General features: G+C 44.3%; 21 protein-coding genes. 8 read left to right on the top strand and 13 right to left on the bottom strand.

Annotated elements, in window-relative coordinates; translation table 11 throughout:
• Window positions 1-375: 375 nt before the first annotated feature.
• From ABID29_RS10580 to leuS, 8 genes are all read right to left on the bottom strand, one after another.
• Window positions 376-1,104 (bottom strand): SDR family NAD(P)-dependent oxidoreductase, encoded by a 729-nt coding sequence (locus tag ABID29_RS10580; protein WP_354366095.1) that lies wholly within the window; start codon window positions 1,102-1,104, stop codon window positions 376-378.
• An 11-nt stretch (window positions 1,105-1,115) separates the two neighbouring features.
• The gene (locus ABID29_RS10585; protein WP_354366096.1) at window positions 1,116-1,952 is read right to left on the bottom strand and encodes an aldo/keto reductase; all 837 of its coding nucleotides are present in this window, start codon (window positions 1,950-1,952) and stop codon (window positions 1,116-1,118) included.
• 18 nt (window positions 1,953-1,970) lie between these two features.
• Complete coding sequence (locus tag ABID29_RS10590; protein ID WP_354366097.1) at window positions 1,971-3,167, bottom strand: iron-containing alcohol dehydrogenase; 1,197 nt, start codon at window positions 3,165-3,167, stop codon at window positions 1,971-1,973.
• 13 nt (window positions 3,168-3,180) lie between these two features.
• Window positions 3,181-3,939 carry a GntR family transcriptional regulator gene (locus ABID29_RS10595; protein WP_354366098.1) on the bottom strand — a complete coding sequence of 253 codons (759 nt, stop codon included), beginning with the start codon at window positions 3,937-3,939 and terminating at the stop codon, window positions 3,181-3,183.
• Between the two features lie 271 nt (window positions 3,940-4,210).
• The gene (locus ABID29_RS10600; protein ID WP_354366099.1) at window positions 4,211-6,133 is read right to left on the bottom strand and encodes a J domain-containing protein; all 1,923 of its coding nucleotides are present in this window, start codon (window positions 6,131-6,133) and stop codon (window positions 4,211-4,213) included.
• A complete protein-coding gene (locus ABID29_RS10605; RefSeq protein WP_354366100.1) occupies window positions 6,130-7,791 on the bottom strand; it encodes an Hsp70 family protein in 1,662 nt (553 codons plus the stop codon). The genes ABID29_RS10600 and ABID29_RS10605 overlap by 4 nt, the downstream gene beginning before the upstream one ends.
• 645 nt (window positions 7,792-8,436) lie before the next feature.
• Entirely contained in the window at window positions 8,437-8,955 is a 519-nt protein-coding gene (locus ABID29_RS10610; RefSeq protein ID WP_354366101.1) for a zinc-ribbon domain-containing protein, read from the bottom strand.
• A gap of 817 nt (window positions 8,956-9,772) precedes the next feature.
• Entirely contained in the window at window positions 9,773-12,274 is a 2,502-nt protein-coding gene (leuS, locus tag ABID29_RS10615; RefSeq protein ID WP_354366102.1) for a leucine--tRNA ligase, read from the bottom strand.
• Window positions 12,275-12,681: 407 nt separating this feature from the next.
• On the opposite strand from leuS, the gene ABID29_RS10620 reads away from it, so the two are divergent.
• Genes ABID29_RS10620 through dgoD form a run of 6 tightly spaced genes read left to right on the top strand, consistent with a single transcriptional unit; the run spans window position 12,682 to window position 18,691 of the window.
• Window positions 12,682-14,751, top strand: a complete 2,070-nt coding sequence (locus ABID29_RS10620) for a BglG family transcription antiterminator (RefSeq protein WP_354366103.1) — start codon at window positions 12,682-12,684, stop codon at window positions 14,749-14,751.
• A 10-nt stretch (window positions 14,752-14,761) separates the two neighbouring features.
• Window positions 14,762-15,394 carry a bifunctional 4-hydroxy-2-oxoglutarate aldolase/2-dehydro-3-deoxy-phosphogluconate aldolase gene (locus tag ABID29_RS10625; protein WP_354366104.1) on the top strand — a complete coding sequence of 211 codons (633 nt, stop codon included), beginning with the start codon at window positions 14,762-14,764 and terminating at the stop codon, window positions 15,392-15,394.
• Window positions 15,391-15,864: a PTS sugar transporter subunit IIA gene (locus ABID29_RS10630; protein WP_354366105.1), complete on the top strand. Its 474-nt coding sequence runs from the start codon at window positions 15,391-15,393 to the stop codon at window positions 15,862-15,864. The genes ABID29_RS10625 and ABID29_RS10630 overlap by 4 nt, the downstream gene beginning before the upstream one ends.
• A 1-nt stretch (window position 15,865) precedes the next feature.
• Window positions 15,866-16,147 (top strand): PTS sugar transporter subunit IIB, encoded by a 282-nt coding sequence (locus ABID29_RS10635; protein WP_354366106.1) that lies wholly within the window; start codon window positions 15,866-15,868, stop codon window positions 16,145-16,147.
• Between the two features lie 19 nt (window positions 16,148-16,166).
• A complete protein-coding gene (locus ABID29_RS10640) occupies window positions 16,167-17,537 on the top strand; it encodes a PTS galactitol transporter subunit IIC (protein ID WP_354366107.1) in 1,371 nt (456 codons plus the stop codon).
• Between the two features lie 8 nt (window positions 17,538-17,545).
• Window positions 17,546-18,691 carry a galactonate dehydratase gene (dgoD, locus tag ABID29_RS10645; protein ID WP_354366108.1) on the top strand — a complete coding sequence of 382 codons (1,146 nt, stop codon included), beginning with the start codon at window positions 17,546-17,548 and terminating at the stop codon, window positions 18,689-18,691.
• 353 nt (window positions 18,692-19,044) lie between these two features.
• Here dgoD and rpsD read toward each other — a convergent pair whose 3' ends face one another.
• The 5 genes from rpsD to ABID29_RS10670 all read right to left on the bottom strand — a co-directional run bounded on the left by rpsD (window position 19,045) and on the right by ABID29_RS10670 (window position 22,661).
• Complete coding sequence (gene rpsD / locus ABID29_RS10650) at window positions 19,045-19,656, bottom strand: 30S ribosomal protein S4 (RefSeq protein ID WP_018374015.1); 612 nt, start codon at window positions 19,654-19,656, stop codon at window positions 19,045-19,047.
• Between the two features lie 230 nt (window positions 19,657-19,886).
• Window positions 19,887-20,468: a DNA-directed RNA polymerase subunit delta gene (gene rpoE / locus ABID29_RS10655; protein WP_354366109.1), complete on the bottom strand. Its 582-nt coding sequence runs from the start codon at window positions 20,466-20,468 to the stop codon at window positions 19,887-19,889.
• 245 nt (window positions 20,469-20,713) lie between these two features.
• A complete protein-coding gene (locus ABID29_RS10660) occupies window positions 20,714-21,031 on the bottom strand; it encodes a DUF4298 domain-containing protein (protein WP_354366110.1) in 318 nt (105 codons plus the stop codon).
• A 287-nt stretch (window positions 21,032-21,318) separates the two neighbouring features.
• Entirely contained in the window at window positions 21,319-21,942 is a 624-nt protein-coding gene (locus ABID29_RS10665; protein ID WP_354366111.1) for a TlpA family protein disulfide reductase, read from the bottom strand.
• Between the two features lie 14 nt (window positions 21,943-21,956).
• On the bottom strand, window positions 21,957-22,661 hold the full coding sequence (locus ABID29_RS10670; protein WP_354366112.1) for a cytochrome c biogenesis CcdA family protein: 705 nt from the start codon (window positions 22,659-22,661) through the stop codon (window positions 21,957-21,959).
• Window positions 22,662-22,851: 190 nt separating this feature from the next.
• On the opposite strand from ABID29_RS10670, the gene ABID29_RS10675 reads away from it, so the two are divergent.
• Window positions 22,852-23,514, top strand: a complete 663-nt coding sequence (locus ABID29_RS10675; protein ID WP_354366113.1) for a response regulator transcription factor — start codon at window positions 22,852-22,854, stop codon at window positions 23,512-23,514.
• The gene (locus ABID29_RS10680) at window positions 23,501-24,871 is read left to right on the top strand and encodes a sensor histidine kinase (RefSeq protein ID WP_354366114.1); all 1,371 of its coding nucleotides are present in this window, start codon (window positions 23,501-23,503) and stop codon (window positions 24,869-24,871) included. Before ABID29_RS10675 ends, ABID29_RS10680 begins: the two co-directional genes overlap by 14 nt.
• Window positions 24,872-25,290: the final 419 nt, after the last annotated feature.

Raw genomic sequence — 25,290 nt, forward strand, 5'->3', positions numbered from 1 at the left:
TAATTATAAACCATGACATGAGAAAACGAGCATCTCCAACTGCGGAAATGCTCGTTTTTGTCTATTCTGAAACTAGTTTTTGCCCAGCCTCTTTTAGCATTATTAACCTAATAAGCTCCTCGGATATGGTCATGAACCTGTGTCCAGTAAAAATCCGACAGCCGTTCTAGTTCTGATACAGTGAAGGGCTTAGCCATTGCTGCTCTAAGATTGCTATCAATTTTAGCGGTGTGTTTAACACCAGGAATGACTGCTGTTACTCCAGCTTGCTAGAGAACCCACGTTCCACTCAGCTCCTCTTAATGGTTCAAGATCCTAGACTGAGCTCGATAAGCTGCAAAACTGCCAAAGTGATTTACTTGTCATGCTACTCCTTTATCCTTGGTCAAACGCTTTCACCGCTGTTTCAAGGTCCTGTCCGCGATAGTGCTGAGCACTGATCCACTGGCCTGTTCTGCCTTGTTCAGCAAAAGCACCGACGATCATGCCAGGAATCACAGTATCTACCGCATGGCTAGCATTTGGGCCACCCAAATCCGTCCGAATCCATCCTGGATCAGCCAGATTTAAAGTCACATTAGTGGCTGCGAATTTTCCAGCGTAATCTTTGGTAATCTTGTCCAGCGCTCCCTTAGATGCTGCATAGGCTCCCTGTTCCGGCTGGTTCTTGATGCCGCTAGTCGTATTGACGATGCGGCCAAAATCTGCCTCCAGCATGGCTGGTAAAAAGGCTTCAATCAAAATCATCGGCGCAATCACATTAACTTGATAGGTCCAAATATAGTCTTCCGTCGAGACGTCCCAAGGGTTGCTTTGTGATTTTGGCTGAACGCCCGCGTTGTTAAAGAGCAAGTCAATGGTCACTTTTTCTTGGACTTCTTTTGCCATTTGGCGAACAGCCGCCTCATCTGACAATTCCGCTTCGACCGCAAAAGCTTTGACATTGAGCGCTTCAAGCTCTGCAACAAGATCCTCTGTATGGGCAATCTGGCGACTATGAACAACTAGGTTAGCTCCTTCTTTAGCCAGGGCAAGGGCGATTTCTCGCCCGATACCGCGACTGGCCCCTGTAACCAGGGCCCATTTCTCCTGGATAGATTGCATGACACAACCTCCTAAAAATTGGTTTGATCAGGATCAGTCTGCTTGCTGACACCTTCCACCTTATCCAGCTGGGCAATATCCTCATATGATAGATTAAAACCAAAGACATCTAAGTTAGATTCGATATTCGCTGGCGTAACAGACTTGGGAAGCGGCAAGAATCCTTTGTCAAGCGACCAGCGCAGGGCAACTTGAGCAACGGATTTGCCGTACTTGTCTGCCAAGGCTTGGACAGTTTCATTTTGGAAGATACTGCCAGTTCCAAGAGGGCTGTAAGCCTCTAAGAGAATGTCATGTCGCTCACAGAACTCGACCAACTCATCCTGAGGGCAACCCGGAGCAAGCAAGACTTGGTTGACATGCGGTTTGATCTCCGCCGTCTCAAAGAGGGCCTCCAAGTGGTGGATCATGAAGTTCGATACCCCGATCGCACGGACCTTGCCTTCTTTGTAAGCTTCTTCCATGGCCTTCCAAGCGCCTGCATTGCCTTCTTTCCAAGTGTCACGGATGGCTTTAGGATTTGGCCAGTGAATCAAGAGCAGATCCACATAGTCAACACCTAATGTCTTCAGGGATTCGTCGATAGACGCTTTTGCCAAATCATAATCATGTTTGTCATTCCAGACCTTGGTCGTTAAGAAGATGTCTTTCCTCGCCAGACCACTGTCAGCAATAGCACGGCCAACTCCAGCTTCGTTACGGTAAATCTGAGCAGTGTCCACATGCGTATAGCCAACCTTCAAGGCGTGACTCACACTGTTATAAACTTCCTCACCGTCAGGAATTTGCCAAGTCCCAAAGCCAATTTTAGGGATTGTAACGCCATTTGATAAAATATAATGTTCCATAAAATCCTCTTTCTCTACTTAAAATTGTGTCATTTCTTCAAATGAAGCGGCGATAATCGCTTCGACATCAGCCTGATTCAAGGGAACATAGGCCGATGTAGCTAAGCTACTATGCTCGATGGCATGTTGGCTCATTTCAGCCACTAATTCCTTGGTCTCAATGCCAACTTCTGGGAGAGTCATAGGAATTTCCATCTCCTGCTTGAAGAAGTCATAGGTCTTCTTGACAGCTTCGCGGGCAAGGGCTTCGTCGTCTTGGCCTGTCAAGCCCCAGACATTACGGCCATAAGCGGCAAATTTCGCATGGGTAGTAGCATCCGTATCAATGCAGTGCCTCATCCAACGCGGGGTCAAAATGGCCAGTCCAATGCCATGAGTAATATCATAGTAAGCAGACAATTCGTGCTCAATAGCATGGCAGGTCCAACCACCATTGCGGCCTCGTCCAACAAGACCATTGAGGGACAGGGTGGAAGTCCAGAGAAGATTGGCCCTGGCAGTGTAATCTTCAGGCTCTTTGATGGCCACAGGCCCATGTTTTATCGCTGTCTTCATGAGGCCTTCGGCAAGGCTATCCTGAACATCGACACCTTCTGTGCGGTTGAAATATTGCTCAAACAAATGGCTGAGCATATCAGCTGTTCCAGCAGCATTTTGCCACTTGGAAACCGTATAAGTCAGGGTTGGATCCAAGAAGGACACACGTGGAATCAACTCTGGTCCACCTGTTCCCAATTTTTCCTTGGTCTCCAAATTAGAGATAACTGCTCCACTGTTCATCTCGGTCCCAGTCGCTGCCAAGGTCAAAATGTCCACAATCGGTACTGCTCGACCAATCTTGCTGCTATCTAAAACAAGGTCCCAAGCATCGCCATCATAGTAAGCTGCCGCTGCAATCACCTTACTGGCATCAACGACAGAACCGCCACCAACTGCTAAAATCACGTCCAACTGGTACTCCTTGATTAAGCGAGCCCCCTCACGGACAGAGTCAATCCGAGGATTGGGTTCAATGCCAGATAGCTCAACCACTTCAAAGCCACCCTCTGCCAGCAAGTCCAGCACCTTACCATAAAGGCCCGATTGCTTGATCGAACCGCCACCGTAGGTCAGCAAAACCTTTTTCCCAAAAGGCGCTAGGGCCTCTGGCAATTCTCCTAGACGGTCTTTTCCAAAACGAATATCCGTTGGGATATGCAAACGAAAGTTTTCCATGATTTTCTCCTTTTTATTGATTGAACATCACCGTCTCAAAGTCAAAGACCTCAGGCAAATGATGCGATATAGAATATTCAAATACCCGACAATTATCCAGACAACCAACCTGTTCAATTTCCATGAGGAAATCCGTCGGAGAAAGCCCCATTTCCCGGCATTCTAAGACAGTTGGGCGTTTTCCTGCGATTTTCACAAAAGCACTATGAACCCTACGATTCAACTCTGTGGTCACATAGCTGTAAATCGATCGTTCCACATGCTCCCGTTTGAGATGCGGTACCTCGGCCACAGGCATATAGGTATATTCGATAATAATCGGACGATTCTCTAGGAGCCTCAAGCGAACAATGTGATAAACAAAATCATCGGTTGAAATCGATAATTTGTCCGCAACTGCTTCACTAGGACGGATAATATCAAAGGTCAGGACCTTAGACGTCAACTGCTCCTGATAATTCTGATAAGCACCTTGCAAGGAATACAAACGCGACTGCTTACCGCTCTTCCAATCCCTCACAAAGCTCCCATCACCCCTACGACGAATGACAACCCCCTCTGCCACCAAGAGATCCAAGGCCCGCTTCATGGTCATCAAGCTGACCTTATAAATCTCTGCTAAAGTTTTGCCGTCTGGTAAGCGGCTATTAATAGGATAGGAGCCATCCTCTATCTGTTGACGGAGCTCTCTTGAAATCAGAATATACTTCGGCTCTACTTTTCCGATACCATCACCTCCCTTTCTTACTAAAAGTATACTCTTTTTAGGCATAAAAATCTAGACTTTTATATAAGTGCTAGAGACAAGATTACTATTCTGGCAGTCAAACAATGATCGAAAATACCACAAAGCCCTTACTAGACTAATCCTAGCGAGGGCTTCGTGGTTGATTGGTTCATCTCTATGAATGGCAGGAAAATGACTCTACTCTATTAGCAAGGACTTTAATAAAAGCAAGACAAGATAAATTCATACTAAAAAAAATCATACTCTTTGAAAATCAATAGTCAGAGATAGTAACTTCCTTGATCTAGACGGTCATTTAATTGGAGTGTTTATCTGGTACAATCACGATCGCGCTGACAAAAGCCGATATGAGAAAGAGAATTTCACCATTTAAAAACTGGACCCTAGGCCAAGTCTCTAGCATGAGCTCAGGTTTGATCAGCTGGATCACAATCAGCAGTGCTATCAAGACTTGGACCAACGCTAAGAATTGACAGGCATAATCAGCCAGTGGGATTCGTCCTTCTGTCAGATAGGGAAGGATTAGAAAATTAAAGAGAAGAATCAGAGAAAAATTCCCTAAACCAGCCTCATTTAGCCCAATAAGGAGGGAAAGTGTGACACTATCCGACCTAAACCATAGCCAAAAGAGGAAAAGGGTAACCCCCGCCACTAGAATGTATGGAAAATTTTTCTTATAAAACGTTAGGGTTAGAAAAATAGGACGACGGCGAAATATCGCCAATGCCATAAGGTTAAAAAGATAAAAAGGGATGACGAGTAAGCCCATTATAAAAGCTATCTCGATTCCTTCTCCAACCAAAAACCAGGCAGCCCAACTTGCCAAATTATAAAGGGCTAAGAGAAGTATCAGAGTCACCCTCACCTCTTTTGCTACCAAACGATAGCTGATCTGAGGAAGCAGATCCTTCCACAAAGTATATAGGCCTCCAATCACTGTCGCCACTACCAGTCCCCATTGCCAACTGCTCTGACCTCCCCCAAATAGGATCAGTAAGACGATCGGAAAGATGAGGTTTAAGCTTTTTGCAAAAGGAGAGAGCAAGGCATTCTGTTGCTTGGCTTGGTAATAGGACAAGGTGTAGCTAAGACAAAAGAGACCGACAATCCCCATCAGTAAAGCAAGCGGTGTATTGATCATCAAGGTCTGGTAGAGACTATAGGCTCCCAATAAAATAGCAAGTACACCAGCAAGGCCCACCCCTAACTCTAATGCCCCTTGGCCAAAAGAATCGTGAGCAACTACCTTGTAACGATCAGACAGATTTTTACGCCATTCTATAAAGGCTTCTCCCTCAAATCTTCTTTGTAAAAATCTAAGCAATTCAGGATTTTCTATCTGATTGAGTCTCAGAGAAATCTCTGAAGCTAACTCTTCTAATGTCGTCCCTGTCAATCTTCTATTGGATGGGGTCAATAAATATTCCCAAGGGCCAATATGGTTTAACATCTCCGACTTTTCCAGGGTCCGTTTGAGCGTCCGGCAGTAATTGTAGAAAGCTTCAAAATCCTCCACATCTCTCGGAATAGACTCTTCCATTGCTTTTCGTAAGTATCTCACCCAAGCTTCTAAACGCTCAACATACCGTGAGGTCTGCCACTCTGGCATAAATTGCTCTATCAGCCAAAGCAAGCGGTGTGAATAACCCAAGGAAGGTAGCCAGGTGACATCTTTTTTCTCTAAGTAGCTTTTGAGCAGCGCTTCTTCTCCCTCAATCGCTTGAAAAAACAAATCCCATTCTCTATCATCCAAACTCCGTTGCTCCAAGAAACGCTCAAATCTAACAAGGATATCCTCCTGATTGAAACTGTGGAGTATAGAGTCGAACCGTTCAGCCATCACAGAAGGAAGAGCAGCCTCCTCAGAGAGCACTTCCTCAGTTCCTCGTTGATCTTGAGGCAACGCTAGAACAGAGTCGAACCGTTCAGCCATCACAGATGGAGAATCAGCCTCCTCAGAAAACACTTCCTCAGCTTTTTGTTGGTCTTGAGATAAGTCTGTCAGAGAAGGTGCTGAAAAAGTACCTTGTGTAGCCTGTACAACTTCTCCTTGCCGAAGATAGGTTAGAGCAGTTTCATAGGCTTCTTTTATCCGTTGGTACTCCACCGGAAAATCCTCTGGGTGATAGCGCCTCACTAGACTGGCATACTGACGTCGCAATACACGAATGTCATCCGTCGGTGCCATCTCTAGGATTTCCCAAAATAATTGGTTCATGCCTCTTCCTCTATCTTATCTAAAATCATTGTAAATTCTCGGCAAAGGTAGGGCAAGCGACTGACTGAACAATCGGCTACTTTTTCTTCAAACCTCTGCGTTTCAACCTGAATACGATCTCGTTTAGCTCCTAAGTGAGCCGCATACAAACGATCTGCTCTGGTAATCAAAGACCTATATAACTCCGTCTCTCGAACATTGAGCTTTATTTTGGCAAGAACCGCTTTGCGTTCCATTATCTCCTCATCCGTTAAATAAATGGCTTCTTGTAAAATCGTTTTGGTGAAGATCTCTCCCGTCGATAGTACAGTGACATCAATGTCCAAGAGTCCGTTAATATCATAGGTAAAGCGGATCGCTATTTCTTCATGGGCCTCAAAGTTTCGAGGAACTGGAACCTCCATGCTTCCTAAAAGATGATTGTCAGAAGCCCTCATCCTTTCTCCCTGATAGATGGTGCATTCAACCATTTCTTGACCTAACTCTGCCACACAATAACGGTGCTCCCTAGAGCATGGCAGGGATTGATTTCGTTCAATTATAGGGGAGTAGACATCATTGACCAGGCCTGTCCCCAGAGTAAAAGGGCAAATATCAGATAGGGTCATATCCTTGATCTCGCCCTGACGTTCCTTAATCCCCGCTGCTAGACCACAACCGATAGCGATAACAGTGTCAGGATTATCGACCACTAGAATGTCTCGTTGGAGATAGTGTTCCAGAAACTCTTGAACCAATCGCATCTTCGCAGAGCCACCAACCAAGATGACTTCCTCAGGCGAAACACGGCTGTATTTAGCGTCGTAGAGTGCCTTGTCTATCGCTTGCTTTAAGCGTAGTAGCAAAGATTGACTCAGTTCCAAAAAGAGATCATAAGTAAAGGTCAATCGATGTTCTTTCTCGCCTTCAACCACCATCATCTCTGCTTGGTCCTGATGATCTAAGAGCCGCTTGGTTTTTTCAGCCTCCAACAGAATCTTCTGGTAAAGAGATTTTGAGGCCAAGGCACTAGTGAGCCCTAAACTCTGTATAAATTTTTGGGCAATAAGAGCCGTAAAATCCTCTCCACCCAGATGATTGTCTCCTGAAATCGCTACAATCTCAACAACAGTATCAAAGGCTTCAACAATAGAGACATCTAAAGTCCCTCCCCCAAAGTCAACAACCATGTATGAAGTATCGTCTTTATACTCATAGTGTCTTGCCAAGGCAACTGCGGAGGGTTCGTTGATAATGCGCTCAACATTGAGACCAGCCAAGTGACCCGCTAGTTTCGTCGCATAGCGTTGAGTATCATTAAAATAAGCAGGCACGCTGATAATAACTTCCTCAACAGGCTCACCGAGGTAACGCTCTGCATCGGCTACTAGACTACGAATGATAAACGACGATAGCTCTTCAGGCCGAAACGAGGCCTCTCCTAACGTCAAGACCTCTTTAGTCCCCATAAAACGCTTGAATTGCGCCTGGGTGTGAGTGGGTTGAGTCAGCAAGCGCTCCTTAGCCAAACGCCCTACAATCACTTCCCCCTCATCGTTCAAAGCCACAATGGACGGGGTCAAATAATCCCCAAAAATCGTCGGAATCAATTCAACTTTCCCATTTCGAAAAATCGTTGCCAAGGAATTGGTCGTCCCTAAATCGATGCCAAGAATCATACTTATCTCCTCAATCATCTTTCTTGTAGTTTCTATTTTACCGATTTAACCCCAAAATGTAAATGCAAAAAACGATACAGCTTACTTTCCTTGTCTAGCTAACTTTTATACTCATCTTCTTGGGAAGAATAACACAATATCATATTAGAAGTAAAAGCAGTTCCTCCCCGACATAAGTGGAATGAGAAATCATCTATTTCCAACTCGAATGATTTTTCTGCCTCACTATCCAACCCACCCTTTTGAAGCACTAAAAAAGAGGGGGAACCCTCTTTTCTTATGCTTTTAATAAGTGCCTAATCTGCTCTGACACTTCTTAAACAGCCTCAAGATAGTCGGCTTGGCAGCGGTGTAGTTGACCCGAACTCTCCCTTATCCAATAATATCCATTATCATCCCGTAATAGGCGGGCAAACAGGTCATCGCCCAACCAAAAATAGAAAGGTGTTACTGAACCATAACCGTAGTCGGACTCACTATGCAGGGCATGAAAACAGTTGACGCACAAGACACTAAAATTAGCACTTACTGAGGCGTTAAACGTCAATTGACATCTTTTGCAATGGTACATCTTATTTGACCTCCCTGTTCATAAACTGACTTGATTCTACAATCACATTAGCACATCTTATCTAACAATAAAGCTCAGTCCCTCTTCTCTTGCTTAGCATAGTGAATAGCACACTGTCCACACTGCTTTCGATTGTAGATTTTGGTAATAGAGGCCTCCCACTCATACCCACAATTTCTGCAACAAAAGCGTCCTTTGGTTGGTTTTTCGAGAACAATGCCTAAAAATGCAATGTTTTCTAAAACCAAGTCCATGTTGGCCTGAATGGCTTTTTCCTTGGGAGACAGCAACTGCCAGTCCTGCTCCAACTTTTTTTCCAATCGCTCTTCCTGTCGAACCAGCTTTAACACATCATAAGAACCCAGGCAAACTACCCACATACCAAAGACACCCAGCAGTATTGCTTCGTAATTACTGCCAGCTTTCCTACCATAGTCGACATAGTCTCCACCAGCTCTGATTGTATCGAACATTCCCATGATAAAAAAAGCAAGGAAAAACAGAAAAATAACGAAATGAGCACTAAAAATCTGGTATCTTTTAAAAAAACTCACTTCTGATTTACGATTGGGGTTGCTGACTTGTTTTTTCATCCATTCTCTCCTCTTCTCCGTATGCTAATAGGCACCAACACAGTTCTCTTTCTCATGACTGGATGCGCGACGAGGGTTTGGCCTTTTAGTACCTAGCCATCCACCTTCCGATAGGACACACCGCACTGCCCGCAGGCCTTTCGTTTATAAACTTGTCTAACTGAGGCGGTCCATTCGTGATGACAAGAAAAACAGATAAACCGACCGTCTGTGGGGCATTCGGGGACATATCCCGCAAACAGAATATTGTTTACGTGTTGGTCCATTTGAACCTGAACAGCCCTTTCTTTGGGCGATAGAGAAGCCCAGATTTCTTCCGCCTTTTTCTTTCTCAACTCTTCCTTATCAATAGGTTTCGGGTAACCGTCGTATCTGAGAGAAAACGAATGAGGAAGAAGGTTCAAAACACTAAGAACCCCCACCAAAGAAAGATAAGCATCAGGATGAGAACGTATTTAGGCACCGCCCCTCTCGAAGAAGTATACCAAATAATCGCTCCTCTAGCTGCAATCGTATCTTTTAATAGGACAAAGGATATAACAACTAGGAGAAAAAACAAAAGAGGGACCACTACACCTATCACAAGAAAGTTTTCTAAAAAACGTCTTCTTGGCTTCAGGGGTTTCTGTCTATGTTTCACTATCTCTATTCCTCTTTTAACCTTGTCAAAAAGAGGAGAATGCTCCTCTCCTTTTTTCTTAACATAAACGCATGACTCACTAGCTGATTTGACGACACTATAGCCGAGCTTGTTTGGCTCTCTCCATCAGGAATTGATGGAGAGAGGTGGGAAATGAATGAACAAACAAGCGAGTGATTATTTAACCACAATGTTAACGAGCTTGTTTGGTACTACTATCACCTTCACCACAGTCTGTCCTGCAATTTCAGCTTGGACTTTGTCGTCAGAGAGAGCGATTTTTTCCAATTCAGCTTGACTGAGGTCTTTGGCGACAGTCAGGCGTGCCTTGACCTTACCCTTGATTTGGACAACGATTTCGATTTCGTCTTCGACTAGGAGCTTCTCGTCATAGGTTGGCCAAGCGACGTAGGAAATGCCGTCGTTAGAACCTGTCACAATTGCCCAGAGTTCTTCACCCAAGTGCGGTGCGAATGGGGCGATCAACTGGATAAAGCCTTTGGCATAGTCAATGAAGAGCTGGTCTTCCTTGTTGGCAGCGTTGACGAAAATCATCAGTTGAGCGATAGCCGTGTTGAACTTGAGCTCTTCAATATGCTCAGTCACGACTTTTACGGTCTCATGGTACACCTTGTCCAGCGCTCCGCTATTGTCCGCAAACAATGACTTGGTCGTGATCAAACGGTAAACACGGTCCAGGAACTTGCGGCTGCCCTCCAGACCTTCCTCGCTCCAAGCGATAGAAGCATCCAACGGCCCCATGAACATCTCGTAAACCCTCAGGGTATCGGCACCGTACTGGTCGACCACATCGTCAGGGTTGACCACGTTCTTGAGGGACTTGGACATCTTGGCTGGTAATTGTACTAGCTCTTCACCCGTTTCCACATGGAAGAAGCTGCCATCACGTTTTTCTACCTTGTCGGTCGCCACAAGGGCACCACGGCCGTCCTTGTAGCTGGTTCCCAAAATCATGCCTTGGTTAAAGAGTTTTTGGAAAGGCTCCTTGGTCGGCACGACACCGATGTCGTAGAGGAACTTATGCCAGAAGCGGGCGTAGAGCAGGTGAAGCACGGCATGCTCAGCACCACCGATGTAGATGTCCACCGGCAACCAGGCTTTGAGGAGATCCTCGTCTGCCAACTTCTCGCTGTTTTTCGGATCGATGTAGCGGAGATAATACCAGCTAGACCCTGCCCATTGTGGCATGGTATTGGTCTCACGGCGGCCCTTGATACCATCCTCACGGGTCACAGTCAACCAGTCGGTCAGATTGGCCAGTGGGCTTTCCCCAGTGCCTGACGGCTTGATGTCAGCCGTTTTTGGCAATACCAGAGGTAACTCGGATTCTGGAATGGCTGTGCTGGTGCCGTCTTCCCAATGGATAATCGGGATTGGCTCACCCCAGTAACGTTGGCGGCTGAAGAGCCAGTCACGGAGGCGATAAGTGATTTTCTCCTGACCAACGCCGTTTTCTTCTAACCACGCCACCATTTTTTCGATGGCGTCAGCCTTGTTGAGGCCATCTAGGAAATCAGAGTTGATATGAACGCCATCTTCTATATAAGCTGCTTCTTGGACATTGCCGCCCTCAAGGACAGGAATAATCTCAAGGTCAAAGGCTTTGGCAAATTCCCAGTCCCGCTCATCGTGGGCAGGCACAGCCATAATGGCACCTGTTCCGTAGCTCGCTAAGACATAGTCCGCAATCCAAATCGGGATTTCCTTGCCATTGACAGGGTTGATGGCGTAGGCACCTGTCCAAACGCCTGTTTTTTCCTTAGCAAGGTCTGTCCGTGCCAAATCCGACTTGAGGCTGGCTTGATGCTTGTAGTTTGCAACGGCTTGAGCCTGCTCTGGTGTGGTAATCTCATCCACCAAGGCGTGCTCCGGCGCAAGAACGGCATAGGTCGCCCCAAAGAGGGTATCAGGACGGGTCGTGAAGACCGTGAAGTCCTTGTCTGTGTCCTTGATCTTGAAGGTCACGTTGGCACCTGTTGACTTGCCGATCCAGTTTCGTTGCATGTCCTTGATAGACTCTGGCCAGTCAAGCTCTTCCAAGTCAGCCAACAAACGCTCTGCATAGGCCGTGATTTTCAGCATCCACTGGCGCATGGGCTTTCTGACAACAGGGTAGCCACCACGTTCAGACGTGCCATCTGGCAGGACTTCTTCGTTGGCGATGGCTGTCCCCAGCTCCTCAACCCAGTTGACTGGCACTTCGGCCTCATAGGCCAGACCTTTTTCATAGAGCTTGGTGAAGATCCACTGGGTCCACTTGTAGTAGTCTGGGTCCGTCGTGTTGATTTCACGGTCCCAGTCGTAAGAAAAGCCAAGGGCGTTAATCTGACGCTTAAAGTTAGCGATGTTTTCAGCCGTAAAATCAGCAGGGTCATTACCCGTATCCATGGCGTACTGCTCGGCAGGCAGGCCAAAAGCATCCCAACCCATCGGGTGAAGGACATTGAAGCCTTTGGCACGCTTGTAGCGGCTGAGGATGTCTGTCGCCGTGTAGCCTTCTGGGTGTCCCACGTGAAGACCGGCTCCAGACGGGTAAGGGAACATGTCTAGGGCGTAGAAGTTTGGCTTGTCAGCGTCTGTCCCTGTCTTAAAGGTGTGCTTGTCCGCCCAGTAGCCTTGCCACTTGGGCTCGATTTCTTTGTGGTTGTAAAAAGTCATAAAATTCTCCGTTTGTAGCAAAAATGTCTTTTTCATTATACCATGTTTTAAGGGATTTTGGCAGGGATTTTGAGCCAAAACCAGAAAGAGCTGTCAAGAAAGGAAAGCTGTTTTCCGAAAGCGCCCATTTATTGAAATTCCCCTCTTCTTTCCGGCTTCTCCACAGCACTCATGGTCTCTTTAGAGCAAAATCCATAAAAAGAAAAAAGCTGCGGAAATAAAGTTTTCTGACTGATTTAGCTGAAGCCAGTAGAGCGTCAGTTCCGTGGCTGGGTATGCTGCCGTCCAGATTTTGTTTTCCCTCGTCCTCACCTGAAACATTTAATGGACTTCCTTTCCACATTTGTAAGCGCTATAATTTAATTAACAAATCCGTTCCCAAACAAATCATGAAAGGAGGAAACCATTTGCTAGGTAATCGTGAGTTACGTTTGTTGCGTTACTTTTCCATGTCAAACCACGCTTTTTCCTCACAGGATATCCTGAAAGACCTAGAGATCACTGAAAGACAGCTGAGCTACTCCTTAGCTAAAATTAATGATGAGCTCGAACAGGCTGGATCTCTGGGAATTAAACGCCAACGAGACGGAACCTTTCATTTTAATTTGGATAACGTCCAGTGGCTCTACTACCAAAAGAGCAACCTCTTGGTCAGTCAAGACAGGCGAGGAGACTTTTACCTTCAGCCGTCCTATCGACCCTTGTTTCTCTATTTGTTCTTGATAGCTCATTCCAAAAAGGTTAGTCGAACACAGATACAAGACTTCCTGGGAGTCAGCAAAAACACTGTCATTCAGGACATTAAAAATACAAGCAAGAAGATTCACTCTGAAAAGCTGCTCCTTTCCTATCATCAGTCGAAAGGCTATGCAATAGAGGGTGATTATGACGATAAGCGGCGGCTTCTCATCAGTTATATCAACCACTTGGTCATCGAGGAAGTCAACATCAGCCTTCTAGAAGAGCTCTTCGCACATCAAAAATCCAAACTTCTCAAACTAATCTCTAGCTTTGAGCGCCACTTCTCATTGAGGTTTTCTGATAGCTCCTTCACCAAACTCTATTTTACCTTTGGGGTCTATGAGCAGTTTGTAATTAATCAACAGAGAACTAAGACAGACAAACTGACTTATCTATCCCCGCTGAGACAGGAAGACGAATTTTGTTTTGTTCGTCACATTTGTCAAGAACTCGACTTGTCTTTTGCCTCAGACATTGATTTGGAATGGGTAACCTTATTGTTTTTAAGTTCCAACACCATTTCTAATGAAACAGTATCTGAAAACCACTATCTCTACAAGGTCGTTTCAGATATGGTCAACATTTTTGAAACCAAATCTGGGATATATTTTAAGGAAAAAGAACTGTTGACCAAAAAACTCTTCTTCCACTTGAAACCAGCTGTCTACCGTCTGCGCTACAAGGTTCCTTTATCAGATTCTGAATACTATAAGATCAGCGATAGTGACCTGCATAATCAAACCATTTACTCTATCCTTACCACTTGTCTGCAACCCTTAGAAACTTACCTGGGCATGGACATTCCCAAAAGCGAGGTTGAATTGATCTCTTACTACTTTGGAAGCGAATTGGTCAAAATCTCTGAAAAATATGAGGAAATGTCACATTTTCGGACTGGAGTCGTTTGCTCCAACGGCATGGTCGCCGCTAAAATTATGGTTCAGACCCTCAGTGCTCTCTTTCCAGAATTGACCTTCGTCACCACCTGCTCCCGCAGGGATTTTCCACAATATGCTCAGGAGTTCGACCTTGTCTTTACTACCGCACCGCTTGATACAGAAATCCCCTACTACGTGATTCCGTCTGTCATCAACCAAGAAGAGCAAAAGAAACTCCGTCAACGGGTCTTAACTGACCTCAAAATTGATAATTTCGATCAAAAAACCAAGAAGATCTTGGAAATGATCAAGCAATACGCTGATATCCGAGATGTTTACGAACTAGGAAATGCCCTTGAAGAATTAATCAGCAATGATCATCCAATTACTAGTGGAGCAACAGACAAACTGCTAGCTGACTACCTGGAACCTTCTCGCCTGCTCACCACTTCTAAGGCGATCAATTGGAAACAAGGCCTCAGACTTATCGGTGAAATATTGATTGAACAAGGATTTATCACGGAGAATTATCTCAACCTTGTGATCAAACAGATGAGACAGGAGGATTCTTATTATATTCTAGGAGAATCGGTTGCTATTCCTCATGCATCCCCTGAAGACGGTGTCCTGCAAGAAGCTTGTGCGGTTCTCGTCAGCAAACAACCCATTATTTTTCCCAAAGACAGACCAGTACACTTTATTGTCCTCTTAGCCCTGCTGGACAATAAGAACCACCTCGGCGCTCTCAATCAGATTATGCACCTCTCACGTTCGCCTGATTTACAACAAGAACTACTAAGCCAAATCGAGCAACCGAGCCTCTACACCAGTCTCGTCACCATTCCCAAAAAATCTTAAAGGAGGATCTATGACCATCACCAACTACCCCAAAATAACTGTGATCCTACGCGGTTATAGTTACGAAGAGGCAATGACTGTCATCTCTTGCTTGGCAGAATTCCCTCACCAATTAGCCGTAGAGGTCACCACTAACAATCCCGACTATCTTCGGATTATCAAAGATGCAAGAGAACAATTTGACGGTCTACTCCCTATCGGCGTCGGAACCATTCTAAACCTTGCCCAGGCCAAAGAGGCTATTGCAGCAGGTGCCCAATTTATGCTTGGCCCGTGTGAATTTTCACCAGAAATTTTTTCCTTGGCCGAGAAAGAAAATGTCCTCACAGCTCCTGCAGCCCTGACATCATCTGAAGTCAAACGAATGCAGGAAGCTGGCGCTGACATCATCAAAATTTTTCCAGCATCAACAGTCGGGCCAGACCACTTCAAACAACTACTAGCCCCACTCGGTCCATTGCCCTTGATGGCAGTCGGAGGTGTTCATCTTGAAAATGCCCAAGCATTTTTAGAAGCAGGAGCCAGTTACCTCGGCATCGGAAGCTCCATGTTTAAGATGGAAGATATCAAAAACCGTAACAAAGAAGGCCTCCAAAAAACAATCGAAACCTGGCTTAATACGATAAAGGAGGTGGGGGGATGAGTCTAGAGTTAAAGATTGATGAGGATTTCATTTTCCCTTCCTTAGATGTAGCTACCAAGGAAGAGGCCATCAGCTTTCTGGCAGACCAGCTTTTCTCCAATGGCCTTGTTGATGAAGGATACAAAGAAGCCATATTAACCAGAGAATCAGTCTATCCGACAGGACTTCCTGCGAATGGGTATAATATCGCTATCCCACATGCCGATTATACCCTGGTCAAGGAAACTGCTCTTGCCATCGGTATTCTTAAAAATCCCGTGACCTTTAAAGCAATGGACGATGTCACAAAAGATGTCGCTATTCATATTATTATCATGCTGGCTATCCACGAACCTCATGGACAGATAGAAATGTTACAGCGCATTGTTGGTATTATCCAAAATGAGAATCTCAGAAAAGCACTCGTCGAATCAGCTGATAAATCCCAGTCTATTAAACAATTAATTTCTTATTTAAAAGGAGAACTCTAAAATGAAACGTATTCTTGTCGCATGCGGTAATGGTATCGCAACATCCACAGTCGTCGCTTCCAAAATCAGAGATTATGCCAGCCAGAACGGAGTTGCTGTTGAAACCAACCAATGTAAGCTGATGGAAGTAACCAGCAAGGCAGATCAGTATGATTTGCTAGTGACGACCGGTCAATTCACTGGGGGAGAGGTCTCTATCCCAACCATCGGAGCCCTGTCACTTTTAACTGGCATTGGAGAAGAATCCACCCTATCAGCAATCTTACAGGCATTGCAACAATAAACCATAGAGGAGAATCGAAATGGAATTCTTTAATTATATTTTAAATGCAGGGGCTGCTGTCATGCTCCCCATTATCATCACCATAATCGGAATGGTATTTGGTTTAAAACCAACCAAAGCTTTCAAATCAGGCTTGACCCTTGCCATCGGTTTTGTAGGGATTAAATTGATTATCAGTTTCATGTCTACCAACTTAGGACCCGCAGCACAAGAAATGGTTAAGCGTTTAGGGGTTCAGTTAGATGCTCTTGATGTGGGCTGGGGAGCTATCGCTGCTGTCACCTGGTCATCGCCAATTATCGCCTTACTCATTCTAGTCATCTTTGCCATCAACATGATCATGTTGCTCTTAAAAGCGACCAAAACGCTTGATGTAGACATCTGGAATTACCACCACATGGCAATCGTAGGGGTGATGGTCTATTTTGTGACAGATAATGTCCTTCTAGGCGTTCTAGCCTCCGCCGCAATGGCTATTACAACTTTCAAAATTGCAGACTGGTCTGCTCCCCTTGTAGAGAACTTCTTTGGCATCCCAGGAGTAACTTTGCCAACCGTTTCTGCCCTCTCCTCACTGGTCATCGCTTGGCCCTTGAACTGGTTGCTTGACCGTATCCCAGGTATTAACAAAATCAGATTCTCAGTAGGTGATGCCAAAAAATATCTTGGTTTCTTTGGAGACCAAATGATTTTGGGCCTCATCATGGGAACAGCCATCGGTTTCTTAGCAGGTTATGAAGTGACAAAGAGTTTTGAACTAGGGGTCAACATGGCTGCCGTCCTCATTTTGATTCCTAAAATGACCTCACTGTTCATGGAAGGTCTCATGCCAATTTCAGAAGCTGCCAAAAACTTCACCCAAAAATATTTCAAAGGCCGTGAGCTCCTTATCGGTCTTGACGCAGCAGTTGTCGTAGGAAATCCAGATGTTATCACAACAGCCTTGATTCTGATTCCTCTAACCATCTTCATGTCAATCATTTTACCTGGTAACCGTGTTTTACCGTTTGCTGACTTAGCAGTTATTCCTTTCCGTGTGGCTATGGTGGTTGCCCTGACACGTGGAAACCTCTTTAAAAACTTAATTATTGGACTTATCACAACGGCCTCACTCCTTTACTTTGGCTCATGGACTGCACCCGTTCTCACCGAAGTTGCCCAATCCATCGGTATCGATCTTGCTATTGCAGGTGGAGCTATCCTTATTTCCTCCTTCGCCTCTACTAGTATGATTCAAAGTTTCCTAGTATTTATTGCTTTTACTGGGAACTTGGTCATTACCATACCGATTTTGATTTTTGTCATTGCCGGCTCTTGGTACTATTTCGATGTCTTAAAACCTCGAAAAGAAGCCAAGGCGCAAGCAACACTATCTACAGAAAACATTTAGGAGTCAATATGAAAATCACTGAAATCAAAGTTTACAAGGTCAAACCGCGTTGGATTTTTGTTCGTGTCTTGACTGACGAAGGCATTGAAGGCTGGGGGGAAATGATTTCTGGTACCAAAACTGAGACCGTCGTCGCTGGCGCTTATGAAATCGGCAATCGCCTCATCGGCCGAAACCCTCTTGAAATCGAACGACTCTGGCAGGAAATGCACCGTTCCTTCTTCCGTGGTGGTCCAATCAATGGTACCATCGTCTCAGGGCTTGAGATTGCCCTTTGGGATATCAAAGGAAAATATTACAATACCACTGTCTATGAATTACTAGGTGGAGCAGCCAGAGATAAGCTGCGGGTTTATTCATGGATCGGCGGAGATCGCCCTGACGATGTTGTCGCTGAGGCGCAAGACCGGATTGACCGTGGCTTTAATGCCATCAAAATGAATGCAACCGAAGAATTGCATTATATTGATAATTTTAAGGAAATTGATAAGGTATCGCAACGTGTTGCCGCTTTACGAGATAAGTTTGGCTACGACTTGGATATTGCGGTTGACTTTCATGGCCGCGTTCACAAACCCATGGCCAAGGTTCTCGCAAAGGAGTTAGACCAATACAAGCTAATGTTCATGGAAGAAGTCGTTCTTCCTGAAAACGAAGAAGCCTTTGAACAAATCGCTAATGTGACCTCTACACCTTTGGCTACCGGTGAACGCCTAGTCAGCCGTTGGGATTTCAAAAACATCTTCAAAACAGGTGTGATTGATATCATCCAACCCGATGTTGCCTTGGTCGGCGGTATTTTGGAAACCCGCAAGCTCGCAGCCATAGCTGAAATGCACGATATGGCAGTGGCCCCGCATGCTCCTTATGGTCCAATCGCTCTTGCTGCAACCTTCCAGGTTGACGCTTGTACACCAAATGTCTTCATTCAAGAACAAAGCTTGGGCATCCACTACAATAAAGGCTTTGACCTGCTAGATTTTGTCAAAAACAAAGAAATCTTCCAATACAAAGACGGTTTTATCGATATTCCAAAAGGTCCTGGATTAGGCCTAGAACTGAATGTCGATCTCATCGAAGAAATCAACAAAGAAGGCCTCATCTGGACTAACCCTCAATGGAAGCATTATGATGGCACCATAGCGGAGTGGTAACACTGCTCCCCAGTTAATCAAAACGTTCTCTAGAAACTTTCTTCCAGGGGACGTTTTTTTGTGACACTTTTAAAAATTAAAATTTGATTATGTAAATCCTGAACAGGTATGAGATAACTTACCTTCCCGTATCACTAGCATATCCGTAGTTCATTACCTTATCAGCCTTTGATTATTTTAGCCATCTCTCAAAAGAGAACGCAAAAAAAGCCGTCTCGTTCTACGAAAAGGCTCTACAATCTATCTAACTAAAATTCAAGGTTAGCAAAAAGGTAAGCAAACCCAGAAATCAACGATTTAAGACAAAGCAAAAAGCCCACTGTTGTAGGCTTCTTACAATATAAAGTCTTATCTTAAAGCATTTTGTTGTAGAATTCTACGACAAGGGCTTCGTTGATTTCTGGGTTGATTTCGTCGCGTTCTGGAAGACGAGTCAATGAACCTTCCAATTTTTCAGCATCGAAAGATACAAAAGCTGGACGTCCAAGAGTTGCTTCAACAGCTTCCAAGATAGCTGGAACTTTAGCAGATTTCTCACGAACTGAGATCACTTGACCAACTTCAACGCGGTATGATGGGATATCTACACGTTTGCCGTCAACAAGGATGTGGCCGTGGTTTACGAATTGACGTGCTTGACGACGAGTAGTCGCAAGACCCAAACGGTAAACAACGTTGTCCAAACGACGCTCAAGAAGAACCATGAAGTTGAAACCAAGCGTTCCTTCTTTGATTTTAGTTGCTTGTACGAACAAGTTACGGAATTGTTTTTCACCTAAACCGTAAGAGAAGCGCAATTTTTGCTTTTCAGCCAATTGCAAACCGTACTCTGACAACTTAGAACGGTTATTTGGTCCGTGTTGGCCTGGTACGTAGTTGCGACGTGCCAATTCTTTACCTGTGCCTGTAAGAGACAAGCCAAGGCGACGTGATTGTTTCCATGATGGTCCTGTATAACGTGACATGTTATCAAGTCCTCCTCTAAATAAAATATATGTTGAGGAAATAACGTCTTTGCTGGATCCTGATTCGTGCAGATACCCTTCGCCTAAACAGCCAAGGTTACTGGTTTTTCAGAGAATCTGTTGACGAGCTTCATATCCAGCTGCTGCTATTTCACACAAAGAGTATTATAGCATGAAAAAAAGCCTATTGCAAGGCTTTTTTCGACAAATTACTGCTGAAAGAAAAGAATTTAATCTTCATTTTCAACATCTTCGTCTGAGTAGTCATCATCTTCTTCCGATAATTCGACATCCTCGTCGATTTCGTCATCTGGGATGATCTCGTTCAATTCAGCATCATAGGATTCCACTTCATCCTTTTCATCATCAGGATTTTCATCGTCGTACTCGTTATCGTCACGACCGAGTAATTCCTCATCTTCCGGATCGTCATCGCTGTAATCAATCGCATCTTCATCCCCATCCATAAAGGCATTGACACGTTTTTTCTTACGCTTAGGAACACCTTCCTCATCCTCATCTTCAAGACTGATCACTTCCTCATCAATCTCATCGATGGCATACCATGAGCGAAGGCCCCACTTATTGTCTCCTAAAGAGATAAAGGAACCATCTACGTTTAAATCCGTATAAAAATTAGGGAGGGCATCGCGAATCTCACTGTTAGAACGTCCCAGATACTCTTGCACGGCATTAACCAAATCATTAAAATACATCTCATGGTCACGGCCACGAGACTCTAAAATGGCACGCGCCACTTCAATCATTGACAATTCTGCCTTATCTTGACCAGCAAATACTTCAAATTCCATCTTAGACTCCTTCATTTTGTCTCCTCCTATTTTACGCTAAAAGACCGAAATAGTCAAAGCCTATACTTAAAAAACTCTGCTCCCGCATTCTTTTTTAACCATTCAAATCGCTGAGGTTAAGCTTAGACATTTTTGAAAAATGATTTAAACAGCCAGTCAACTCCCAAAAGAGGTTGAGACAAACCCTCAGCCTCTCCTGACTTATCATGGGGAGGAGTTCCTCACCAAACTACCTCAACTAAAAGTTATTCTTCCGGTAAAATAGCACGGTCAATCTGGTCAGCTAGAGTTCGCATGGTTTGGGCTAACTCACGGTAATCTAGGATAGTATTATAAATCCCATCTTCTGACAAGACCCCTCGCGGAATATGCTTAGGAATCTGCCCCTTCTCATCCAGTTCAAAATGCTCACGCCATTCTGGACTACCATAGTAGGCAAAGAGATCCTCTAGCCGGGGCATATGCTCTTGAACAGTTTCTAAGATCTGCCACAACTGGTTTGACTGCTCTATACTCTGATTGAGCACTTGCTCCATCGCTTCAATTTTTTCTAGTTCTTTCATAGCCCTATTCTATCACAATGGTTCTTAAAAAGCTATTGTGATAAGACCAGAGTTTGTGTCAGCTTGTCTTTGGAAGTTGAGGCAAACAGTTAGGCTCGCCTTAATCCAAGACAAGTTCAAAATTCTGCGGTCTCCTGACTATTCCAACCCGACTTTTTAGAAAACTCAGTCTGCCAGGAAAGTCCTCGAACCTCTAATCAAGGCTGTTTAAACTCTCCAAAACCTAAAAGAACAGACCTCAACGGTTCTAAAACCGTAGAAATCTGTCCTGTTCCTCTGACTTATTCTTATTGCAGCCCCTTAAGTCCAACTTCTAAGGTCTCCTGACTCAATTCGCCAGAAAAAACTTTATTAACACTACCATCACTATTGATAAAGACATGAGTAGGAAAAGCCCTGAGACCATAAGATAATATGGCAGTGTCCTTTTGATCAAAGAGCACTGGGTAAGTCACGCCAGCTTTTTTAGCAGTAGCCATGATGGTTTCTTGGTCTTCATCCAAGGCGTAAGCGTTATTGAACTTGGCATCTTTCGGCGATGTTACACTTAAAAAAGCGTAATCTTTGTTGTCCTTATATTTTTGATAAACCTTTTCAAGATGTGGCATTTCTGCTAAGCAAGGCTTGCACCAACTTGCCCAGAAATTGATATAGACTTTCTTCCCAGCATAATCGGCTAAAGACACCTCTTTCCCATCCTTGTCCACCAGTTTCAGTTCAGGGGCCTTTTCGCCCTCAACTACTGATTGCGGGCTACTCTCTCCTTGACTTGCTTCAATTCCTTGATCAGCCCCTTTTGTTTGTGTAGTCGTTTGTGACATGGATTTAGTGTCTGTGGGTTTTGCAGTACCACAAGCCGTCAAGAAAAGACCACAGAGGCAAGCACTCAATACTAAAGATTTTTTAAACATCGTTGTTCTCCTTTTTATTTTAATAAATGTGTTAAATTAGCAAATAGACCAGTCAAGATAGACAAACCAATTAGGATAAGCAACCCCCCTGAAATTATCTTCGTATAATGTAACAAGCGAGTTTGCTTTTTAAAGTAGTCCAAAACCTTTTGGGAAAAGATGGCGACCAAGATAAAGGGAAGGATAAAGCCAATACAGTAAACTGATAAGAGGAGAATACTCCAAATACCAGAGTGGCTACTAGCGTAAAAGAAAACGATGGCTAGAATCGGACCGATACAAGGTGTCCAAGAAAAGCTAAAGGTAAAGCCCATGAGGTAGGCAATGACAGGTGTTACCGTCTGTCCAGCCTGGTAGACCTTGGTCTTAGCTGAAAACTCCTTGGTCAGAGCAGCTGACTTGATAACCCCCAGTTGGAATAAGCCCATAAGAATGATCAAGATACCACTCACGATTTGCACTATCCGAATATGCTGATTCAAGAAGCGGCTCAAAAAACTGCTGGCAAAGGCAAGTAGGAAAAAGGTCGTGGCAATTCCTAATACAAAAATCAAGGTATTGCAAAGGACTCTCTTTCGGTGCTTAGAGTCATCACTGCCTTGACTTTGACCGCCCAGAATACCTATGTAAATCGGTAAAATCGGTAGGACACAGGGAGAGAAAAAAGACAGCAACCCTTCCAAAAACAAGGCCAGAACCTTAACATGCTGAATCTCCATAAGAGCTCCTTTCTGTCATCACTCGATTGAGTGTCGTTGTTGATAAGCCTATTCTAACACTCAGATATCTTTCTCCCCTGTTGTCCATCTATTTTTTACCTAATTTTAACAGGCTCAGCCCAATCCATTTAGCAGTTTGTAGTATAATGAAAGTACTACAACTGTTAAACTAAACATAAGGAGTTATCGTATGGCACACATTTTATTAGTGGAAGACGATACCGTTATCAACCAAATTGTGACGGAATTTCTAAAAGAACACAACCACAGCGTTGTTTCGATCTTCGATGGTCAAAAAGCCTTGGAGGCCTTTGAGGAAGATAAATTTGACCTTATTCTTCTGGATATCATGATCCCAGGCGTCAGCGGCTTGGACGTCTTGAAAAAGATTCGCCAGACTTCTGAAGTGCCTATTATCATGCTGACAGCTATGGACGACGAATACACCCAACTGATCAGTTTCAACCACACCATCAGCGATTATGTGGTCAAACCTTTTTCACCCCTAATTCTCATGAAACGAATCGAGAATGTCCTGCGCCAAACCCAGGCACCAAAAGAAATTCAGATTGGCCAATTAAGAATCGATATAGACAATTCAACAGCCTACTTTGAGCAAGAAATGCTTTCCCTAACCAAGACAGAGTACGATATCTTGGAGCTTTTGGCCAAACGTCGAGGAAATCTAGTGACCCGTGATAATCTGATGATGAGTATCTGGGGCTATAGTGAACTGGACAGCCGTGTTCTGGATAACCACATTAAAAATATCCGTAAAAAAATACCTGATCTGACCTTAAGCACGGTTGTCGGAAGAGGTTACAAGATAGAGGTTCCTCATGGGCATCACTAGAAAAAGCTTCATCAGCCTCAGTGCTACCATTTCCTTAATCGCTCTCTTTTTCTTGGGAATTCTCTACTTCACCCTGCCGATTTATTACAATCACTCTAAAAAGGAAGAGTTGCATCGAGATTTTAACCAAGTTGTTCATCAGCTAAACCGTAAGAGTCAAACTGATATCGTTGAACAATTGGAAATGCTAGATCAAAGGCATTTCCGTATCTTCTTTTCTCTGTCTGACACAGAAGGAAATCTGATTTATCCCCGCCAAGAACATCTGGACAATTTTAAGAGCATTGATCCGCAAGCCCTGCCTGATGTTGAAAGCGACGAAGTCGGTCTCTGGACGGCCAATCTAGTGACTGAGGGAGGGAAAGTTTTATTCTTATCGGGCGAATATAGTTTTCCAGCCTTAACGACCATTAGCCAGACCCTGCTGACCATGTACCCATTCGTGATTCTCCTCTTTATCATAATTGTCGGCATCGCTGTCTGGATTTATAGCCGCCTATCCACCAAGCGTATCAAAGACATTTCCCAGCAAACCCGTCAAATGCAGAGCCTTGAAAAAGGGCTAGCTTGTCAGGTTTCTGGTCAAGATGAAATTGCTCACCTAGCCCAAGATATCAACAACCTTTATGACAATCTTCTTACCAGTATCGAAAACCTGGAGCAAGAAAACCAACGAACTCTTCTCAGGGAAAAACAAAAGATGGACTTCCTGCGGATGACCTCTCACGAGCTCAAAACTCCCATTACCAGCATGACAGGAATGATTGAAGGCATGCTCTATAATATTGGTGATTTTAAAAATCGTGATAAATACCTGGAACTCTGCCACCAAATTTTAAAGGATCAAGCACAGATTGTCCAGTCCATTCTAGAAGCTTCCAAATTGGACTTGATTCTCAAACCCAATCAGGATACCTTCTCACTGGACGACCTCTTGAAAGAGTTCTTACCAACCTACGAAGGCATGGCTGCGGTAAACCAATTACAGTTTGAGGTCCAGCTAGAACCTCTTGCCATCTCAGCTCATCAACTCTATCTGGAAAAGGCCATTAAAAATATCCTAGATAATGCCTTTCGTTACACTCGTGAGGGAGGAAAGGTGCAACTAAGTCTCCTCGAGGGACAGCTCAGAATCGCCAATCAGTCGGAACAGCTTTTAGAAGATGAACAGATTGAACAAGTTTTCCAACCCTTCTACCGGCCAGACTTTAGCCGTAACCGTCAAGACGGTGGAACAGGCCTGGGCCTTTATATCGTTGAACAAATTTTAAGCAAGCACCGCTTAATCTACCAATTTAAGCGACAAGACGACTACATGGTCTTTACCATCGATTTTGCAAACCTGATCAAACATTAAACAATCAACAGAGGCTGGAGTACATCCATGCCTCTTTGACTTAAGTTCAGAAAACCTAGTTGACATAGGAGAGAGCTTCAGCAGCTTAGTGTTAATCGTTCAACGTTTCCCCTCAAAAATCAAGCAGAAACCATACGGATACTCAAAGAGAATCAATCTAGTCTAGGAAAAGAAGCTGATGATAGAACCGGAGTTCATCGAAACAAATTGACAAGGGCTATGTTTGATTCCAAAGAGTATAACCTTAATTCTTGTCACAATGATCACCGCTCTCCCCTACGTTTTAATACTAAACCAAAATCAAAAATAGATGTTATAATAGAGACATGACAAACTTATTCACCCAAGATAACCTTAACGAGTTAAAAGCAGCTTTGAAAAATCAAAGCTATGCGCCTTATCATCGCCGTCTTCAAGCC

The organism is Streptococcus rupicaprae (assembly GCF_040545225.1).
Taxonomy (GTDB): domain Bacteria; phylum Bacillota; class Bacilli; order Lactobacillales; family Streptococcaceae; genus Streptococcus; species Streptococcus rupicaprae.

Bases quoted from the DNA above. Each gene is read 5' to 3' on its own strand.
- rpsD (WP_018374015.1), bottom strand. From the start codon at position 19,656: ATGTCACGTTATACAGGACCATCATGGAAACAATCACGTCGCCTTGGC.
- ABID29_RS10665 (WP_354366111.1), bottom strand. From the start codon at position 21,942: ATGTTTAAAAAATCTTTAGTATTGAGTGCTTGCCTCTGTGGTCTTTTC.
- ABID29_RS10625 (WP_354366104.1), top strand. From the start codon at position 14,762: ATGACCATCACCAACTACCCCAAAATAACTGTGATCCTACGCGGTTAT.
- leuS (WP_354366102.1), bottom strand. From the start codon at position 12,274: ATGACTTTTTACAACCACAAAGAAATCGAGCCCAAGTGGCAAGGCTAC.
- ABID29_RS10580 (WP_354366095.1), bottom strand. From the start codon at position 1,104: ATGCAATCTATCCAGGAGAAATGGGCCCTGGTTACAGGGGCCAGTCGC.
- ABID29_RS10585 (WP_354366096.1), bottom strand. From the start codon at position 1,952: ATGGAACATTATATTTTATCAAATGGCGTTACAATCCCTAAAATTGGC.
- ABID29_RS10605 (WP_354366100.1), bottom strand. From the start codon at position 7,791: ATGATTCTTGGCATCGATTTAGGGACGACCAATTCCTTGGCAACGATT.
- ABID29_RS10670 (WP_354366112.1), bottom strand. From the start codon at position 22,661: ATGGAGATTCAGCATGTTAAGGTTCTGGCCTTGTTTTTGGAAGGGTTG.
- dgoD (WP_354366108.1), top strand. From the start codon at position 17,546: ATGAAAATCACTGAAATCAAAGTTTACAAGGTCAAACCGCGTTGGATT.
- ABID29_RS10600 (WP_354366099.1), bottom strand. From the start codon at position 6,133: ATGAACCAATTATTTTGGGAAATCCTAGAGATGGCACCGACGGATGAC.
- ABID29_RS10635 (WP_354366106.1), top strand. From the start codon at position 15,866: ATGAAACGTATTCTTGTCGCATGCGGTAATGGTATCGCAACATCCACA.
- ABID29_RS10640 (WP_354366107.1), top strand. From the start codon at position 16,167: ATGGAATTCTTTAATTATATTTTAAATGCAGGGGCTGCTGTCATGCTC.
- ABID29_RS10675 (WP_354366113.1), top strand. From the start codon at position 22,852: ATGGCACACATTTTATTAGTGGAAGACGATACCGTTATCAACCAAATT.
- ABID29_RS10595 (WP_354366098.1), bottom strand. From the start codon at position 3,939: ATGCCTAAAAAGAGTATACTTTTAGTAAGAAAGGGAGGTGATGGTATC.
- ABID29_RS10660 (WP_354366110.1), bottom strand. From the start codon at position 21,031: ATGAAAGAACTAGAAAAAATTGAAGCGATGGAGCAAGTGCTCAATCAG.
- ABID29_RS10610 (WP_354366101.1), bottom strand. From the start codon at position 8,955: ATGAAAAAACAAGTCAGCAACCCCAATCGTAAATCAGAAGTGAGTTTT.
- rpoE (WP_354366109.1), bottom strand. From the start codon at position 20,468: ATGGAATTTGAAGTATTTGCTGGTCAAGATAAGGCAGAATTGTCAATG.
- ABID29_RS10680 (WP_354366114.1), top strand. From the start codon at position 23,501: ATGGGCATCACTAGAAAAAGCTTCATCAGCCTCAGTGCTACCATTTCC.
- ABID29_RS10630 (WP_354366105.1), top strand. From the start codon at position 15,391: ATGAGTCTAGAGTTAAAGATTGATGAGGATTTCATTTTCCCTTCCTTA.
- ABID29_RS10590 (WP_354366097.1), bottom strand. From the start codon at position 3,167: ATGGAAAACTTTCGTTTGCATATCCCAACGGATATTCGTTTTGGAAAA.